The 15418-nt window shown below is 70.4% G+C and carries 18 protein-coding genes; 9 read left to right on the top strand and 9 right to left on the bottom strand.

The window, feature by feature from the left end; translation table 11 throughout:
- Positions 1-228: 228 nt before the first annotated feature.
- The 6 genes from OG408_RS24660 to OG408_RS24685 all read left to right on the top strand — a co-directional run bounded on the left by OG408_RS24660 (position 229) and on the right by OG408_RS24685 (position 6555).
- Complete coding sequence (locus OG408_RS24660) at positions 229-1887, top strand: ABC transporter ATP-binding protein (RefSeq protein ID WP_285564784.1); 1659 nt, start codon at positions 229-231, stop codon at positions 1885-1887.
- A complete protein-coding gene (locus OG408_RS24665) occupies positions 1884-2999 on the top strand; it encodes an ABC transporter permease (protein ID WP_266781960.1) in 1116 nt (371 codons plus the stop codon). Before OG408_RS24660 ends, OG408_RS24665 begins: the two co-directional genes overlap by 4 nt.
- Positions 2996-4285, top strand: a complete 1290-nt coding sequence (locus OG408_RS24670; protein ID WP_266781962.1) for an ABC transporter permease — start codon at positions 2996-2998, stop codon at positions 4283-4285. Before OG408_RS24665 ends, OG408_RS24670 begins: the two co-directional genes overlap by 4 nt.
- Positions 4282-4704 carry a cytidine deaminase gene (locus OG408_RS24675; RefSeq protein ID WP_266781964.1) on the top strand — a complete coding sequence of 141 codons (423 nt, stop codon included), beginning with the start codon at positions 4282-4284 and terminating at the stop codon, positions 4702-4704. Before OG408_RS24670 ends, OG408_RS24675 begins: the two co-directional genes overlap by 4 nt.
- A 143-nt stretch (positions 4705-4847) precedes the next feature.
- A complete protein-coding gene (locus OG408_RS24680; protein WP_266781966.1) occupies positions 4848-6125 on the top strand; it encodes a thymidine phosphorylase in 1278 nt (425 codons plus the stop codon).
- 43 nt (positions 6126-6168) lie between these two features.
- Positions 6169-6555, top strand: coding sequence for an STAS domain-containing protein (locus OG408_RS24685; protein WP_266781968.1), 387 nt, complete (start codon positions 6169-6171; stop codon positions 6553-6555).
- An 18-nt stretch (positions 6556-6573) separates the two neighbouring features.
- On the opposite strand, the gene OG408_RS24690 is transcribed toward OG408_RS24685, so the two are convergent.
- From OG408_RS24690 to OG408_RS24705, 4 genes are all read right to left on the bottom strand, one after another.
- Complete coding sequence (locus tag OG408_RS24690; RefSeq protein ID WP_266781970.1) at positions 6574-6900, bottom strand: hypothetical protein; 327 nt, start codon at positions 6898-6900, stop codon at positions 6574-6576.
- Positions 6897-7895, bottom strand: a complete 999-nt coding sequence (locus tag OG408_RS24695) for a sigma-70 family RNA polymerase sigma factor (protein ID WP_326671996.1) — start codon at positions 7893-7895, stop codon at positions 6897-6899. Before OG408_RS24695 ends, OG408_RS24690 begins: the two co-directional genes overlap by 4 nt.
- A gap of 97 nt (positions 7896-7992) precedes the next feature.
- Entirely contained in the window at positions 7993-8682 is a 690-nt protein-coding gene (locus OG408_RS24700) for a L,D-transpeptidase family protein (protein WP_285564781.1), read from the bottom strand.
- A 139-nt stretch (positions 8683-8821) separates the two neighbouring features.
- A complete protein-coding gene (locus tag OG408_RS24705) occupies positions 8822-10141 on the bottom strand; it encodes an MFS transporter (RefSeq protein ID WP_266781976.1) in 1320 nt (439 codons plus the stop codon).
- A 62-nt stretch (positions 10142-10203) separates the two neighbouring features.
- Between OG408_RS24705 and OG408_RS24710 the strand changes: the two genes are divergently transcribed.
- On the top strand, positions 10204-11157 hold the full coding sequence (locus tag OG408_RS24710; protein ID WP_326671999.1) for a LysR family transcriptional regulator: 954 nt from the start codon (positions 10204-10206) through the stop codon (positions 11155-11157).
- 35 nt (positions 11158-11192) lie between these two features.
- Here OG408_RS24710 and OG408_RS24715 read toward each other — a convergent pair whose 3' ends face one another.
- The 3 genes from OG408_RS24715 to OG408_RS24725 all read right to left on the bottom strand — a co-directional run bounded on the left by OG408_RS24715 (position 11193) and on the right by OG408_RS24725 (position 12930).
- A complete protein-coding gene (locus tag OG408_RS24715) occupies positions 11193-11750 on the bottom strand; it encodes a hypothetical protein (protein ID WP_285564778.1) in 558 nt (185 codons plus the stop codon).
- A gap of 143 nt (positions 11751-11893) precedes the next feature.
- The gene (locus OG408_RS24720) at positions 11894-12085 is read right to left on the bottom strand and encodes a DUF397 domain-containing protein (RefSeq protein ID WP_285564777.1); all 192 of its coding nucleotides are present in this window, start codon (positions 12083-12085) and stop codon (positions 11894-11896) included.
- Positions 12082-12930, bottom strand: coding sequence for a helix-turn-helix domain-containing protein (locus OG408_RS24725; RefSeq protein WP_326672001.1), 849 nt, complete (start codon positions 12928-12930; stop codon positions 12082-12084). Before OG408_RS24725 ends, OG408_RS24720 begins: the two co-directional genes overlap by 4 nt.
- 144 nt (positions 12931-13074) lie before the next feature.
- Here OG408_RS24725 and OG408_RS24730 point away from each other — a divergent pair, with 144 nt between their 5' ends.
- On the top strand, positions 13075-13521 hold the full coding sequence (locus OG408_RS24730) for an ATP-binding protein (protein ID WP_326672003.1): 447 nt from the start codon (positions 13075-13077) through the stop codon (positions 13519-13521).
- A 23-nt stretch (positions 13522-13544) separates the two neighbouring features.
- Here OG408_RS24730 and OG408_RS24735 read toward each other — a convergent pair whose 3' ends face one another.
- On the bottom strand, positions 13545-13862 hold the full coding sequence (locus OG408_RS24735; RefSeq protein WP_326672005.1) for a hypothetical protein: 318 nt from the start codon (positions 13860-13862) through the stop codon (positions 13545-13547).
- A 69-nt stretch (positions 13863-13931) separates the two neighbouring features.
- Between OG408_RS24735 and OG408_RS24740 the strand changes: the two genes are divergently transcribed.
- A complete protein-coding gene (locus OG408_RS24740) occupies positions 13932-14828 on the top strand; it encodes a LysR family transcriptional regulator (RefSeq protein ID WP_326672007.1) in 897 nt (298 codons plus the stop codon).
- Positions 14829-14892: 64 nt separating this feature from the next.
- Here the strand turns inward: OG408_RS24740 and OG408_RS24745 are convergent, their stop codons facing one another.
- On the bottom strand, positions 14893-15300 hold the full coding sequence (locus tag OG408_RS24745) for a hypothetical protein (protein ID WP_285564772.1): 408 nt from the start codon (positions 15298-15300) through the stop codon (positions 14893-14895).
- Positions 15301-15418: the final 118 nt, after the last annotated feature.

The following is a 15418-nucleotide window of genomic DNA, read 5'->3' on the forward strand; positions in this document are numbered from 1 at the left end:
CCCGACCGGGCCCCGATCGCGTACCCCCGCACCGGGGGTCACCGGCCCCGGTCCGCCACCTGTGATCAGGTGGCCAACGATTCGGTGGAGCTACGCGCGTAGCTCCGGCTCGGGCGCGGTACCTTTTTCCGCCCCCCGCTCACGCCTTCCCGTTTCCGCCCCACCGCCTCCGCCCTCCGCTCCTGCCAAGGAGAGTGCGCCATCAACGCGTCCACCAGTCCTCATGCCGTGGAGCTCCGCGGCATCACCAAGCGGTTCCCCGGGGTCGTGGCCAACCACGACATCGACATCACCGTGCGCCGCGGCACCGTCCACGCTCTCGTCGGTGAGAACGGCGCCGGCAAGTCCACTCTGATGAAGATCCTGTACGGCATGCAGAAGCCGGACGAGGGCACCATCGCGGTGGACGGCGAACAGGCCACGTTCTCCAACCCGGGCGACGCCATCGACCGCGGCATCGGCATGGTGCACCAGCACTTCATGCTCGCCGACTACCTCACCGTGCTCGAGAACGTCGTCCTCGGCTCCGAGAAGCTGTACGGCATCGGCGACCGGGCCCGCGCGAAGATCCGGGAGATCTCCGACGCCTACGGTCTCGGGGTCCGCCCGGACGCCATGGTCGAGGACCTCGGTGTCGCCGACCGCCAGCGCGTGGAGATCCTCAAGGTCCTCTACCGCGGCGCCCGCACCCTGATCCTCGACGAGCCCACCGCCGTCCTCGTACCGCAGGAGGTCGAGGCGCTCTTCGACAACCTGCGCGAGCTCAAGGCCGAGGGCCTGACGGTCATCTTCATCTCGCACAAGCTGGGCGAGGTCCTGTCGGTGGCCGACGAGATCACCGTCATCCGGCGCGGCACGACGGTCGGCACCGCCGACCCGGAGCACACCACCACCAAGCAGCTCGCCGAGCTGATGGTCGGCAGTGAGCTGCCCTCCCCGGAGACCCGCGAGTCGACCGTCACCGACACCCCGATGCTGACCGTCGACGGGCTGCGGCTGACCGCGACCGACCCGGACGGAGTGGTGCGGGCCGTCCTCGACGGCATCACCTTCACCATCCACAAGGGCGAGGTCCTCGGCATCGCGGGCGTCGAGGGCAACGGACAGTCCGAACTGGTCGACGCCATCATGGGCATGCGCACCCTCGACGCCGGCTCCCTCGCCCTGGACGGCACGGACATCTCCCGTACGCCGACGCGCAAGCGCCGCGAGGACGGCATGGCCGTCATCCCCGAGGACCGCCACCGGCACGGACTGCTGCTGGAGGCCCCGCTCTGGGAGAACCGCATCCTCGGCCACGTCACCGAGCGCCCCAACAGCAAGGGCGCCTTCCTCGACCTGAAGGCGGCCCGCGCCGACACCGAGCGGATCGTGCGCGAGTACGACGTGCGCACCCCCGGCATCGAGGTCACCGCGGCCTCCCTGTCCGGCGGCAACCAGCAGAAGCTGATCGTCGGCCGCGAGATGAGCCACTCGCCCAAGCTCCTGATCGCCGCGCACCCCACCCGGGGCGTGGACGTCGGCGCGCAGGCCCAGATCTGGGACCAGATCCGCGAGGCGCGCCGCGAGGGACTCGCGGTGCTGCTGATCTCCGCCGACCTCGACGAGCTGATCGGGCTCTCCGACACCCTGCGCGTCATGTACCGCGGCCGGCTGGTCGCGGACGCCGACCCGGCCTCCGTCACCCCCGAGGAGCTCGGCTCGGCGATGACCGGCGCGGCCAGCGGCCACCTCGAAGCGCCGGAGGAAACCCCGGCGGAGGAAACCCCGGCGGCGGAGCCCCAGGCTCCGGAGAAGTCGCTGCGCCCCGCGGACTCACCGGCACCGGACGAATCGGCCGCCGACCGCACCGACACCGACCCCCGGGACGGGGGAGAGGACCGATGAAGAAGATCGACAAGGAGCGGCTGCTCCTGGGGATCGCGGCCCCCGTACTCGCGATCGTGGTCGCCTTCCTGGTGACGGCACTCGTGCTCGCCGCCACCGGCAAGGAGCCCTTCAGCGCCTTCGGCATCATGTTCGACTACGGCCTGAAGTCGGACAGCCAGGTCTACATCCTCAACAAGGCGACGACGTACTACCTCGCGGGTCTCGCGGTGGCCGTCGGCTTCCGGATGAACCTCTTCAACATCGGCGTCGACGGCCAGTACCGCCTCGCCGCCTTCTTCGCCGCGGCGGTCGGCGGCGCGCTGACCCTGCCCGGCGCCCTCCAGATCCCGCTGATCATCCTCACCGCGATGATCGTCGGCGCGATGTGGGCCGGTATCGCCGGTGTCCTCAAGGTCACCCGGGGCGTCAGCGAGGTCGTCTCGACGATCATGCTGAACGCCATCGCGACCGCGATCATCGGCTATCTGCTCCAGCAGGGCCGCCTCGGCCACCTCGACGAGGCCGGCACCAAGATCTCCACCAAGCCGCTGCCGGAGTCCTCGCACTTCTTCGAGTTCCCGACCACCCCGACACCCGTCTGGGGCTTCATCGTGGTCGCGGTCGTCGCGGGCATCGCGTACTGGTTCACGCTCTCGCGCACCCGGTTCGGCTTCGACCTGCGCACCGTCGGCCAGTCCGGATCCGCGGCCCAGGCCAGCGGGGTGAACGTCAAGAAGATGGTCGTCACCTCGATGCTCATCTCCGGCGCGGTCGCCGGTCTCATCGGCATGCCGACCCTGCTCAACGACAGCTACGAGTACAGCGGCGACTTCCCCGTCGGCATCGGCTTCACCGGCATCGCCATCGCCCTCCTCGGCCGTAACCACCCCATCGGTATCGCGCTCGGCGCACTGCTCTGGGGCTTCCTGGAACGCGGCACCGGAAAGCTGGAGTTCGAGGGGTACGACAAGGAGATCGTCGGCGTCATCCAGGGCGTCATCGTCCTGTGCGTCGTCATCGCCTACGAAGTCGTCCGCCGCTACGGACTCAAGCGCCAGCAGAGCAAGGTCGGCGCGGAACTCGCCGCACAGGCCGCCCGTAACTCCGACCAGCAGGAGGTGTCGGCGTGACCGTCACGGCGACTTCCACCCCGCCCCCCGCGGCCCCCAAGGTCTCCGGCGGCAAGAGCGGCCGCACCCGCCTCTCGTTCCCCGTCATCCTGCTGATCATCGCGGGCGTGCTGCTCGCGCTGTCCGCGGTGCGTGCCATCACCGGCGCGCAGGACGTCACATCGGCCGGGCAGATCAGCGCGGCCCTCGCGATGGCCGTGCCGATCGGTCTCGCCGGTCTCGGCGGCCTCTGGGCCGAACGCTCCGGCGTGGTCAACATCGGCCTCGAAGGCATGATGATCCTGGGCACCTTCTTCGGCGCCTGGGCCGGCTGGCAGACCAACCCCTGGCTCGGCGTACTCGCCGGTGTCATCGGCGGCATGCTCGGCGGACTGCTGCACGCGGTCGCGACCGTCACCTTCGGCGTCGACCACATCATCTCCGGCATCGCGATCAACATCCTGGCGCTCGGCTTCACCACCTACTTCGCCAAGCTGTGGTTCAACTCCGGCGACGCGGCGGCCAAGGGCGGCTCCCCGAAGCAGTCCCCACCGGCCGACGAGATCACCTCGGTGACGATCCCGGGACTCTCGGACGGACTGCACTCCATCGAGAAGCACCACTGGTTCTTCGTCTCCGACCTGGCCGGTGTCATCGGCGGCCTGGTCACCAACGTGTCCCTGCTGACGATCGTCGCCGCGGTCCTCTTCGTCGCCACGTTCTTCATCCTGTGGAAGACCGCCTTCGGCCTGCGGCTGCGCTCCTGCGGCGAGAACCCGGTGGCCGCCGAATCGCTCGGCGTGAACGTCTACACGTACAAGTACATCGCGGTGATCGTCTCCGGCGGCCTGGCCGGACTCGGCGGCGCCTTCCTCTCCCTGGTCACCTCGCACATCTACAACGAGGGACAGACCGGCGGCCGCGGATACATCGGTCTCGCCGCGATGATCTTCGGTAACTGGCGGCCCGGCGGACTCGCCATGGGCGCGGGCCTGTTCGGCTTCGCCGACGCGCTCCAGCTGCGCAACGGCGGCGAGTCCGTCCACGCGCTGCTCCTGCTGCTCGTCGTCGTGCTGGCCGGCATCGCCGCCTGGAAGCTCTACCGCAAGAGCTTCCTCCAGGGCGTCATCAGCGCGGTCATCGCCGCCGCCGTCCTGGTCTGGTACCTCGGTACGGACACGGTGCCCACCGAGTTCGTGAGCGCCACCCCGTACGTCGTCACGCTGCTCGTCCTCTCGCTCTCCGCGCAGCGGCTGCGGATGCCCAAGGCGGACGGCATGCGCTACCGCAAGGGCCAGGGCAAGTGACGCCCACCGCCGGCGCGGACGCCGCCGCCGTCGCGGGGGCCGACTGGGACGCCCTGCGGGCCGCCGCCCGGGACGCCATGTCCCGGGCGTACGCGCCCTACTCCGGGTACCCGGTCGGCGTCGCCGCCCGTGTCGACGACGGCCGCACGATCGTCGGCTGCAACGTCGAGAACGCCTCGTACGGCATCGGGCTGTGCGCCGAGTGCGGGCTGGTCTCCCAGCTGCACGCCACCGGCGGCGGCCGGCTGACCCACTTCACCTGTGTGGACGGTTCGGGCGAGATCCTGGTGCCGTGCGGCCGGTGCAGGCAGCTGCTGCACGAGTTCGGCGGACCGGAACTCGTCCTGGAGACCCCGGACGGCTTCCGCACCCTCGACGAGATGCTCCCGCAGGCGTTCGGCCCCTCGCACCTCGGCTAGAACTCCGTAGGGCAACCCGCCGGACGGGCCGCGCACAGCGACCCGTCCGGCGCTTCTCTCTCCCTCTATGCGCGTAGAGTCAACGGGACTCACGCGTCGTACCCATCGCGCACGTACGTAACCGGCCGGAAGGACTCCAGACCATGGACGCCATCTCCGTCATCCGCACCAAGCGGGACCGAGGCGAACTGACCCCCGAGCAGATCGACTGGGTCATCGACGCGTACACCCGCGGCGAGGTCGCCGACGAGCAGATGTCCGCACTGGCCATGGCGATCCTGCTGAACGGCATGAACCGTACGGAGATCGCCCGCTGGACCGCCGCCATGATCGCCTCCGGCGAGCGGATGAACTTCGACTCGCTCTCCCGCCCCACCACCGACAAGCACTCCACCGGCGGCGTCGGCGACAAGATCACCCTGCCGCTCGCCCCGCTGGTCGCCGCCTGCGGCGCCGCCGTGCCGCAGCTCAGCGGCCGCGGCCTCGGCCACACCGGCGGCACCCTCGACAAGCTGGAGTCCATCCCCGGCTGGCGCGCGCACCTCTCCAACGCCGAGATGCTGAACGTCCTCGACACCACCGGCGCCGTCATCTGCGCGGCGGGCGACGGCCTGGCCCCCGCCGACAAGAAGCTGTACGCGCTCCGCGATGTCACCGGCACCGTCGAGGCCATCCCGCTGATCGCCAGCTCGATCATGTCCAAGAAGATCGCCGAAGGCACCGGCGCCCTCGTCCTGGACGTCAAGGTCGGCTCCGGCGCCTTCATGAAGACCATCGACGACGCCCGCGAACTGGCCTCCACCATGGTCGCGCTGGGCACCGACAGCGGAGTGCGCACGGTCGCCCTGCTCACCGACATGGCCACCCCGCTCGGCCTCACCGCGGGCAACGCCCTGGAGGTCCGAGAGTCGGTCGAGGTCCTGGCCGGCGGCGGCCCGAAGGACGTCATCGACCTCACCCTGGCCCTCGCCCGCGAGATGCTGGACGCGGCCGGGCTCAAGGACGCCGACCCGGAGAAGGCCCTCGCGGACGGCTCCGCGATGGACGTCTGGCGCCGGATGATCTCCGCCCAGGGCGGCGACCCGGACGCCACGCTCCCGGTCGCCCGCGAACAGCACGTCGTCACGGCCCCGGCCTCCGGCGTACTGACCCGCCTGGACGCCTACGACATCGGCGTCGCCGCCTGGCGCCTCGGCGCGGGCCGTGCCCGCAAGGAGGACCCGGTCCAGGCCGGCGCCGGCATCGAACTGCACGCCAAGCCGGGCGACGAGGTGCGGGCCGGACAGCCGCTGCTGACCCTGCACACGGACACCCCGGAGAAGTTCGAGTACGCCCTGAAGGCGCTCCCGGAGGCGTACGACATCGCCCCGGCGGGCACCCCGTTCGCCGCCACGCCGGTGGTGCGGGAGCGCATCGCCTGACCTGCCGTCCCCCGGACGACGCGTGCGGACCGGCTGCGCGGCGATGAGTTTTCGCCGCGCGGCCGGTCTGTCTGGTGTGGAAGCCGTGACCCCGATCGTCCTCGTCGTCTCCGGACGGGTGACCCGAGCAGCCGTGCCCGGGCTCTGCGCCGAGCTGGAGGCGCTGCTGCACACGCCCGAGGGCGCCACCGCCCCGTCTGCGGCCGAGCCGGTGGACTGCGATGTGGGCGGGATCGTCCAGCCCGACCTGGCTCTGGTCGAGGCGATAGCCCGCCTGTCGCTCGTCGCCCGCCGGGCGGGCGGCAGACGGCTGCGGCTGCGCGGGACACCGCCCGAACTCCGGCTGCTGCTCGATCTGGTGGGGCTGGACGATGTCGTGGGGCTGGACGACGGACCGACGGCCGTGGACATCGGGACGCCCGGCCCCTGACGTGGCGGGGCGCCCCTCTCAGCCCCTGCCGCCGTACTCCGCGTAGTCGCAGACCACCTGGCTGAGGTGGGCCTGCCCGTCGGCCCCCACGACGGATTCCTTGGCCGCGAGAGCGGTGGCCGAGGGATCCGGCGTCGCGGGCCGCGACCGCTCCGCGGCCCGCGCGACCGCCTCCGCGCAGTCGGACTCCGGCTGCGGACCGGGCTCCGCGCCGGAGGCCGGCGGCGCCACGGGGGCCGGCCCCGGCGTAGCCGCCGGCTCACCGACCCACTGCGTCACGCCCCAGCCCGCGACGGCCAGCACCACCCATCCCGCGACCAGCCCCCGCACCGGCCGAGGCCTCACGCGGCATCGGTGTCCAGGTGGTCCGGCAGTCCGAACAGCGGGAACCACCGCGGGGTGTCCAGGAAGCAGTGCATTCCGGTGATCGCCCCGTCCTGGATGTCGATGACCTGCACGGCCCACGGCACGAACCCGGGACCGTCCGGATTCGGCTTGTAGTGCGCGAACGCCGGGGTGCCGTTCGCCGAGGTGGCGACCAGCCGGGAGCCCGCGCAGGCCGCGCCGATCGACGTCATGAAGCCGGTGATGTCGTCGTGGCCCCGCAGCCAGAGGTCGAACGGCGGCATCGTCATGACGGCGTCCTCATGGAGCAGCGCGGTCAGCGCCTTCATGTCGTAGCCCTCGAACGCCGCCACATACCGCTCCAGGAGCTTGCGCTGCTCCTCGTCGAGCGGGTCCGCCGCGTCGGCGGCCGAGGTCTCGCCCTGGTGGTCGGTGAGCGTGGCCCGGGCGCGCTGGAGGGCGCTGTTGACCGAGGCGACGGAGGTGTCGAGCAGCTCGGCGACCTCACTGGCCTTCCACGCGAGCACCTCGCGCAGGATCAGCACCGCACGCTGCTTCGGCGGCAGATGCTGGAGCGCGGCGACGAACGCGAGCCGCACCGACTCGCGCGCGACGGCGGCCTCGGCCGGGTCCGCGACGGACGGCAGGATCCGCCCGTCCGGCATCGGCTCCAGCCAGGTGTTCTCCGGGAGCGGGTTGAGCGCGGCCTGCGCGAGCGGCGTCGGCCCGGAGAGGTCGACGGGCCTGGCCCGCTTGTTGCCCGCGGTGAGCATGTCGAGGCAGACGTTCGTCGCGATGCGGTACAGCCAGGACCGCAGCGACGAGCGTCCCTCGAACTTGTCGATGTTGCGCCACGCGCGGACCAGGGTGTCCTGGACCGCGTCCTCCGCCTCGAAGGCCGAGCCGAGCATCCGGTAGCAGTAACCGGTCAGCTCGACCCGGTGTCCCTCCAGACGGCTGTCGATATCAGTCGTCGTCGCCGTCAGATCACTCATCGCTTCGCTCACCCCTGTTGCGCGTGATACCGCTCACTTCAGCACTTCGGAAGCTACCGCAAGCCACTGACAACGGGGGCGGGAAGAGCAGAAGCGGTCACGTCCCGGGCTTGCGCCCGTACACGTACACGTCGTCGCCGTTCTTCAACAGGTTCCAGTATGACTTCGCGTCGGCTGTGCGCATGTTGACGCAACCGTGCGAGCCCGGCGGGTTCCACATCTTCACGCCCACGGCGTGGAAGGCCTGGCCGCCGTCGAAGAACTGGGAGTACGGCATCGCCACGTGGTAGATCGACGAGACGTGGTTCTTGTGCTTCCAGTAGATCTTCCTGGCGCCGGTCCGGGTCTCGTACCCGTCCCGCCCGGTCCGCACGGGCACCGGGCCGAACTTCAGCTTGCTGCCGTCCTGGATCCAGGTGATCTGCCGGGTCAGGTCGACGCATGCGATGCGCCCCTTGTTCGTGGGGCACTTCTTGGCCTTGTTCGGGGTCTTCCCGGCCGCCTTCTGGGCGGTGAGCGTCTGCATGGTGCGCCAGGTGACGGGTCCCGCGTAACCGATCGTGGGGGTGACCCCGTAGGTGCTCTGGAACGACCGGATCGCCTTGCAGTCGGCGGCCGACTGCTTGCCGTCCACCTTCAGGTGCAGGTACTTCTCGACCTGCTTCTGGTACGGCCCCTTGGACGTCGTGCAGGACGCCGCCTGGGCGGTGCCGCCGGTGCCGAGCACGAACGCCGGTACGGCGGTCAGCCCGGCGACGGCCAGCGCGAGCCCGCGCCGACTCCGCATGCCGGATATGACCCTCGTATCCCGAATGGTCCGTATGTTCCCCGTGACTCCCATATCCGCCAACTCCCCTTCGCGCGCAGTGCGGTGATTCAGCCTGCTAGACGCGCGCCGGGGAGTCGATGGTTGTGCGGCGAATGTCTCAGTTCGGTACGGACGCCACGGTCGCCGCGCCCATCCGCTGGGCGCGGGCGGCCCGCGACCCGTACAACGTGATCGAGACGACACCGAGGACCGCGAGCAGTCCCAGCGCGACCGTGCCCGCCCAGCCGCCGGCGTGGAAGGCGACGGCGCCGAGCGTGCCGCCCGCGCTGGAGCCCAGGTAGTACGCCGACTGGTAGAGCGCCGACGCCTGGGCGCGGCCCGTGGTGGCGGTGCGGCTCACGGAGGACGAGGCGACCGCGTGCCCGGCGAAGAACCCGGCCGTGATCAGGACCAGGCCGAGGAGCACGGCGGCCAGCTGGTCGGCGAGCGAGAGCAGCAGACCGGCGGCCGTGGTGGAGACGGCGAGGTAGAGCGCACCCCGCCGCCCCAGCCGGGCGACGAGCTTCCCCGCAGCCGCGGAGGAGACCGTACCGACCAGGTAGACGAGGAAGATCGACCCGACCACACCCTGCGGGAGGCTGAACGGCGCCTCGACGAGCCGGTAGCCGATCACCGTGTAGACCGCGCCGAACACCGTCATGAACAGCGCGCCGATCGCGTACAGCCGGCGCAGCAGCGGATCGGCGAGGTGCCCGCCGACGGTCTTGGCCAGCGCCCTCGGGTTCAGCGAACCGGGGGTGAAGTGCCGGGCCTTGGGGATCATGAAGTGGAAGACGACGGCGCAGGCCACGGCCAGCAGCCCGACCGCGCCGAGCGCCGCGCGCCAGCCCCACGCCTGGGCGACCCAGCCGGTGAGGATGCGGCCGCTCATCCCGCCGATGCTGTTGCCGGCGACGAACAGCCCGATCGCGGCGACGAGCGCCTTCGGCCGGACCTCCTCGGCCAGGTACGCCATCGCGGAGGCGGGCAGACCGGCGAGCGCGGCGCCCTGGACCGCGCGCAGCGCGATCAGCCAGCCGAGCGAGGGCGCGAACGGCACGAACATCCCCACGGTCACCGCGACCACCAGCGAGGCCGTCATCATCTGCCGCCGCCCGAACCGCTCGGACAACGCGCTCATCGGCAGCACGCAGAGCGCCAGCGCACCCGTCGCGGCGGACACCGTCCAGCTCGCCTGCCCGGCCGTGGCGCCGAAGGAGGCGGAGACGGCGGGCAGCAGGGCCTGGGTGGAGTAGAGGAGCGCGAACGTGGCGACACCGGCGGCGAAGAGCGCGAAGCTCATCCGTCGATAGCCGGGGCGACCGGGTTCGAGCCGGTCCGTGGTGGCGGACGCGACGGGAACGGTTGCGGCGACGGGGGACGACTGGGTCGAGGCGGCCACGGTGAGGGTGGACGCCCCGGTACTGGCAGGAGGCATGCCACGAACGTATGCCGCCGCCTTTCATGCGTCCAATGCACAAACACGCGATAATCAATCCCATGGCGCATCAGCACAGCTCACAGCCTCGGCTGTCACCAAGCAGTTACGAAGAAGACATCCGGGCGGTCCTCGCGCCGCGCCTGGCGTACTTCGAGGCGGTCGCCCGCCACGAACACGTGACCCGTGCCGCGCACGAGCTCGGCGTCCCGCAGTCCACGCTCTCGCGGGCCATGGTCCGCCTGGAACAGGACCTGGGCGTGGCCCTGTTCGCCCGCAAGGGCCGCACGGTCTCCCTCACCCCCGCGGGCCGCACCTTCCTCGGCTCGGCGGAACGGGCACTCGCGGAGGTGGAGAAGGCCGCCGACTCGGTACGGGCGGACGCCGACCCCACCGCGGGCAAGGTCGCCTTCGGCTTCCTCCACACGATGGGCTCGGAGACCGTCCCCGCGCTCATCCGGGCCTTCCGCGCCGACCACCCCCGGGTCCGCTTCCAGCTCGTCCAGAACTACGGCGAGGCCATGATCGAACGCCTCCGTGCGGGCGGCCTCGACCTCTGCCTCACCTCACCGGTCCCGGACGCCCCGGACCTGGTCGCCCGCCGCCTGGACGAACAGCGCCTGCGCCTGGTCGTCCCCGAGGACCACCGCCTGGCCACCCGCCGCCGCATCCGTCTGGCGGAGGCCGCCGACGAAACCTTCGTCACCCTGGAACCCGGCTACGGCCTGCGCCGCATCACGGACGACCTCTGCACGGAGGCGGGCTTCGTCCCGCGCGTCGCCTTCGAGGGCGAGGAGGCGGAGACCCTGCGCGGTCTGGTCGCGGCCGGCCTGGGCGTGGCGCTGCTCCCGCCCCCGGCGGTGGCCCGCCCGGGGGTCGTGGAGCTGACGGTGACGGCACCGCGGGCTGCTCGGGAGATCGGCGTGGCCTGGCTGGACGGCCACCCGGACACCCCGCCGGTGGCGGCGTTCAAGAAGTTCCTGCTGTCGCGGCGGGGGAACCTGTTGCCGGAGTGACGGGGCGACTCTCGGCCGTTGTTCGCCGCAGGCGCTCAGTACGGGGCCATCACGAGGTCGCCGATCACCTGCAGTCCCACCTGCGCGGCCAGCCAGGGCGCGCGTTCGGCCTCAATCTGCTTCACGTGGACGAAGACGGTGTGATCGGTGGCGGGCTCATAGAGGCCGAGGTCGCGGACGTTCACGCACAAGGTCACGAAGGCGCCCCTGGAACCTCCGGTGCCCAAGCCGACCTCGGGGGCGGCGGGCCAGCCCTCGAAATCCCACCGCACCGTGGCTGGTGTGTCATGCAGCGCTTCGAGAAACACCGGCACGGTCTCGGGCACTTCCGCACAGGCCCTGAAACGAATGGGCAGATGCGCCGACGGATCGTCGCCGGCCTCCGACGAGGCGTCCCCGTCGCCTTCGGTGTACCACGTCGCCCACGGCAACAACTCGAACAGGGGTGTCAGGGTTCGTGCGGAGGACACATGTGCCTCGTAGTCGATTTCGAGCTCTCGAAGGTCAGCGATCCCAAGCAACCGCTCGACAACGCGCAGCCCTGCGGAGAGACCCGTCGTTCTGAAGATGGGTTGGGCATACGAGTTGGACATGAAGGGTGATTCTTCCGAGCTCAGTGGGGCGGCGCGACTGAGTTTCGGACACCGAACGACTGCTCGGCCCCGCAGGCCTCCAGACAGGCCGGCCTGCGGACCGGCGGGGCCCGGCGGCGATCAAGGACCGTGGGCGCCGCTAATCAGGATGCGACGGCGGATGCGTACGCGGTGAAGTCCGACCACGCGGCGGTGGAGACGGTGAACGGGCGGCGGTCGGTGTCCTTGGAGTCGCGGACGTGGACGGCGTGGGGGCGCACGGCCACCTCTACGCAGTTGTCGCCATCGCCGCCGCTGTAGCTGCTCTTGAACCAGTTCAGCTCTGTGGTGCTCATAGCGCTCCTCGCATCCGTTCCAGCAAGCTCACCGTAGCCCGGCAATCCAGGGCCTGGGAACGCAGCTTGCCATAGCGCTGAAGCATGATGCTGACTTCGCTCGGGGCGGTGAGCAGGGCGCTTGAACGGTGGCCCTCGGTGTAGCCGAACCACTGGTTGCCCGGGCTCTCGGCCAGATACAACTGCCCGTCGATTCCCGTGTGGTCCTCCTGCCTGAGCGGCATGATCTGGATCTCGACGTTGGTGTACCGGCCGATGCTCAGCAGATGGTCGACGGCAACGGCGGTAACACCTTCTCCGCCAACACGACGCTCCAGAACAGCTTGCTCGATGACGAAGCTGAAGGCGGTGTTAGGGCGTTCGCACAGGAGCCGCTGACGTTCGAGCCGAGCCGTGACCTGTCGTTGGATCTGTGTCTCCGTGAGAGGCGGCAACTGGCGTTCAAACACGGCCCGGATGTATCCCTCGGGCTGTAACAACCCAGGAATCCCCCGGCACTCGTACGCGTACAGCGTGATCGCTTCCTCTTCGATCCCGGCCCACTGCTGGAACCAGGAGGCGAGCCCGGCCCTCCTGCGCAGGCTTCGCGCGGCGGCGCCGAGCACTTTGCCGGCGACCGCTCCCAGGGCCTCCGCTGCCCGCTCCGGCAGGTTCTCCGGCGGGAATCGCTTGCCCTGCTCGATCTTGGCGATGTAGGCGGCCGAGTACCGCACGCGAGGCGCGAAGTCCTCCTGGGTGAGGCCGGCGGCTTCGCGCAGGGCCTTCAGGACAGCCCCGAATGTCCGCAGGCTGTCGGACAGCTCGGGCTCGCCGCTCGCCGTGGCGCTCTCGTGGTCTGCAGTCATCGCCGCCCCGTCTTCCGCGCATCGATCAACTCGACAATGATCACGGACGGTTACCCACCCCGTCCAGGGAGTCAACCCATACAGAGGGATCTGTATGGGTGTTGTTCCTGCTGGCGCGGGTGGTCGAGGCGGAACGCTTGGCGCATGACAGCACTGCAAGCCCAACCGCCCGTAACCGTAAGCGTGTTCGCCCAGCGCTGCTCCGCCACCCGCCTGGGCGCGACCCTCGCGCGGCGCCTGGCTGTATGGAAGCTCGATGTCTGGGGGGTCCCGTACGGCACGCAGCTCTCCGACACCGTGGCGCTCCTCGTCGCCGAGCTTGCGGCCAACGCGGTCCTGCACGGGCGGGTGCCGGGGCGCGACTTCGAGCTGCGGCTCGTGTACGCGTACGGGACCGGAGTCGTACGTGTCGAGATCTCCGACACCCACGAGGCCCGCCCGGACCCAGCCGCCGCGCCCCGGGTCGACCCGGAGGCCGACGGGGGCAGGGGCCTCCTCATCGTCGAGGAGACCGCCGCCCGCTGGGGCGTGAGCGATCGGCTCGGGCCGGGCAAGACGGTGTGGGCGGAGACGGGACCGGTTGCCCGGTGAGGAGCCGAGTGGGTCCGACTCCGTCAGGAGAGCGGCTCGTGGTTGGCCCAGACGACCTTGTAGGGGTGACGGGACTGCCAGCGCTTGATGACGTCCTCAAGGCCTGGGGTCGCGAACGAGTCGTTGAGCGCGTCGAGGTCGGCCAGGGAGATCTGCACGATCGCGGAGGCCTTGGGCGCCGGGCTGTGGTCCTCGGCCGGCACCCGGATGTGGCGCGAGGCCGCGAACGTCACGATCTGCCCCGAGTCGCGCATGACCTGTTCGATGTCCTTGAGGAACTGATCCAGCTCGGCGACAGGGATGGAGTCGGTGAAGGAGACGATCATTGTGTGGTGAATCATGGGTCAATCGAACCTCGGCCCACGAATGAAGTCCAAGACCGATTGATTCTTCAGCGATAACCTGGAGGCATGGTTGATCTGGAGACGCGTGAGCTCGACTACTTCGTCGCGGTCGCCGAGGAACTGCACTTCGGCCATGCCGCCGCGCGCCTCGCCATCGCGCAGCCGGCGCTGTCGAAAGCGATTCAACGTGTCGAAACGCGGCTCGGCGTTCAGTTGCTCGTGCGCTCCAGCCGTCACGTCTCGCTGACGCCGGCCGGAGAGGCGTTGCTGCATCACGGCCGCCACGCGCTCAACGCGGTGAGCGCCGCGGCCCGGAGTGCGCGCCGGGCCGGTGACGTCCAGGCGCAGCTACGGCTGGTGATCAAGCCCGGTGGCGATGCCAACCTGCTGTCCGGGATTCTTGCCGCGTATGCCGGGCAGCCCGATGCGCGCAGGGTGGACATTCTGTTCGGCGGTGCCACCGACCGCGCGGACTATCTGCGTGACGGCAGGGCCGATGTGGCGCTGTTGTACGCGCCGTTCGACGATCTCACGGGACTGGAGTCCGAGACGCTGTTCGTCGAAGGGCGTGTGGCGATTCTGCCGCGGGACCACCGGCTGGCCGCGCGCACCGAGCTGCGCATGGCCGACCTGGAGCATGAGACGCTGCCGCGCTGGAAGGGGGTCCCGGGCAGCGGGACCGGCCCGGAGATCGTGGACGTGGCGCAGATGACGCAGCTGATCATGCTCGGCCGGACCATCGCGATCCTGCCGCAGTCGTCCGTCGAACCCGTTCACCCGGGGCTGGTCCACAAGCCGGTGGTCGATGCGGCGCCCAGCCGACTGGTCGTCGCCTGGTCGCAGCTCGACCACCGGCCACTCGTCGCCTCGTTCGTCGAGGCAGCGGTTGCCGCGAGCCGGTCGCAGCGGGGCCCGGCGTCGAGCCCGGGGGCGGGCGCCTTCCCGGACGGTGAGGCCGGCTAGCCACCGGGGACGCAGGTGTACAGGTGCCCCGCCCGGTTGCGGCCGGGACGGGGCATGCTGCCGGTCAGGCTCCCCGCCGGCCTCCCCCGAATGACCCTGCGGAGCGTTGGCGTGCGGTGCGGGCGAGGCGGAAGTCGAGGTAGGCCAGCGCCATGACGATGACGGGAGCGAGGGTGCACATCAGCATCAGCCGCAGGGGTCCGTCGGTCAGGGTGGCCACCAGGACGATCGCGACCGTACCTCCGACGAATCCCGCGAGCTGCCGGTAGGAACGGAAGGCCCCGATGGCCACGGAGGTGTTCGACTCCTCCGGTTCCTCCTCCGAGAAGGCGGCGCGCACAGGGTGATCGGCACCGTCTTTGCGTGCCTGTCGCCAGGCCAGGACCAATCGGGTGAGCACGTAGAGGGAGAACGCGCCGAGGTAGATCCACCACTCGGTCGCGCTGTCGGGTAAGGAGCGAGCCGGAGTCATGACGCACGTGTACCCAGGTGTCCTGGGAAGAGCCCGCATCTCCACGCCCGATGGGGCTACCCTGCGGCGGGAGTTGTGGGTGATCGGGACGAGCCGGCGCAGGCGTTCGGCTGGGTGG

Origin of the sequence: Streptomyces sp. NBC_01257 (genome assembly GCF_035917255.1) — a bacterium.
Taxonomy (GTDB): domain Bacteria; phylum Actinomycetota; class Actinomycetes; order Streptomycetales; family Streptomycetaceae; genus Streptomyces.

Bases quoted from the DNA above. Each gene is read 5' to 3' on its own strand.
- OG408_RS24730 (WP_326672003.1), top strand. From the start codon at position 13,075: ATGACAGCACTGCAAGCCCAACCGCCCGTAACCGTAAGCGTGTTCGCC.
- OG408_RS24700 (WP_285564781.1), bottom strand. From the start codon at position 8,682: ATGCGGAGTCGGCGCGGGCTCGCGCTGGCCGTCGCCGGGCTGACCGCC.
- OG408_RS24740 (WP_326672007.1), top strand. From the start codon at position 13,932: ATGGTTGATCTGGAGACGCGTGAGCTCGACTACTTCGTCGCGGTCGCC.
- OG408_RS24735 (WP_326672005.1), bottom strand. From the start codon at position 13,862: ATGATTCACCACACAATGATCGTCTCCTTCACCGACTCCATCCCTGTC.
- OG408_RS24680 (WP_266781966.1), top strand. From the start codon at position 4,848: ATGGACGCCATCTCCGTCATCCGCACCAAGCGGGACCGAGGCGAACTG.
- OG408_RS24720 (WP_285564777.1), bottom strand. From the start codon at position 12,085: ATGAGCACCACAGAGCTGAACTGGTTCAAGAGCAGCTACAGCGGCGGC.
- OG408_RS24705 (WP_266781976.1), bottom strand. From the start codon at position 10,141: ATGCCTCCTGCCAGTACCGGGGCGTCCACCCTCACCGTGGCCGCCTCG.
- OG408_RS24710 (WP_326671999.1), top strand. From the start codon at position 10,204: ATGGCGCATCAGCACAGCTCACAGCCTCGGCTGTCACCAAGCAGTTAC.
- OG408_RS24665 (WP_266781960.1), top strand. From the start codon at position 1,884: ATGAAGAAGATCGACAAGGAGCGGCTGCTCCTGGGGATCGCGGCCCCC.
- OG408_RS24725 (WP_326672001.1), bottom strand. From the start codon at position 12,930: ATGACTGCAGACCACGAGAGCGCCACGGCGAGCGGCGAGCCCGAGCTG.
- OG408_RS24745 (WP_285564772.1), bottom strand. From the start codon at position 15,300: ATGACTCCGGCTCGCTCCTTACCCGACAGCGCGACCGAGTGGTGGATC.
- OG408_RS24715 (WP_285564778.1), bottom strand. From the start codon at position 11,750: ATGTCCAACTCGTATGCCCAACCCATCTTCAGAACGACGGGTCTCTCC.
- OG408_RS24685 (WP_266781968.1), top strand. From the start codon at position 6,169: ATGAGTTTTCGCCGCGCGGCCGGTCTGTCTGGTGTGGAAGCCGTGACC.
- OG408_RS24695 (WP_326671996.1), bottom strand. From the start codon at position 7,895: ATGAGTGATCTGACGGCGACGACGACTGATATCGACAGCCGTCTGGAG.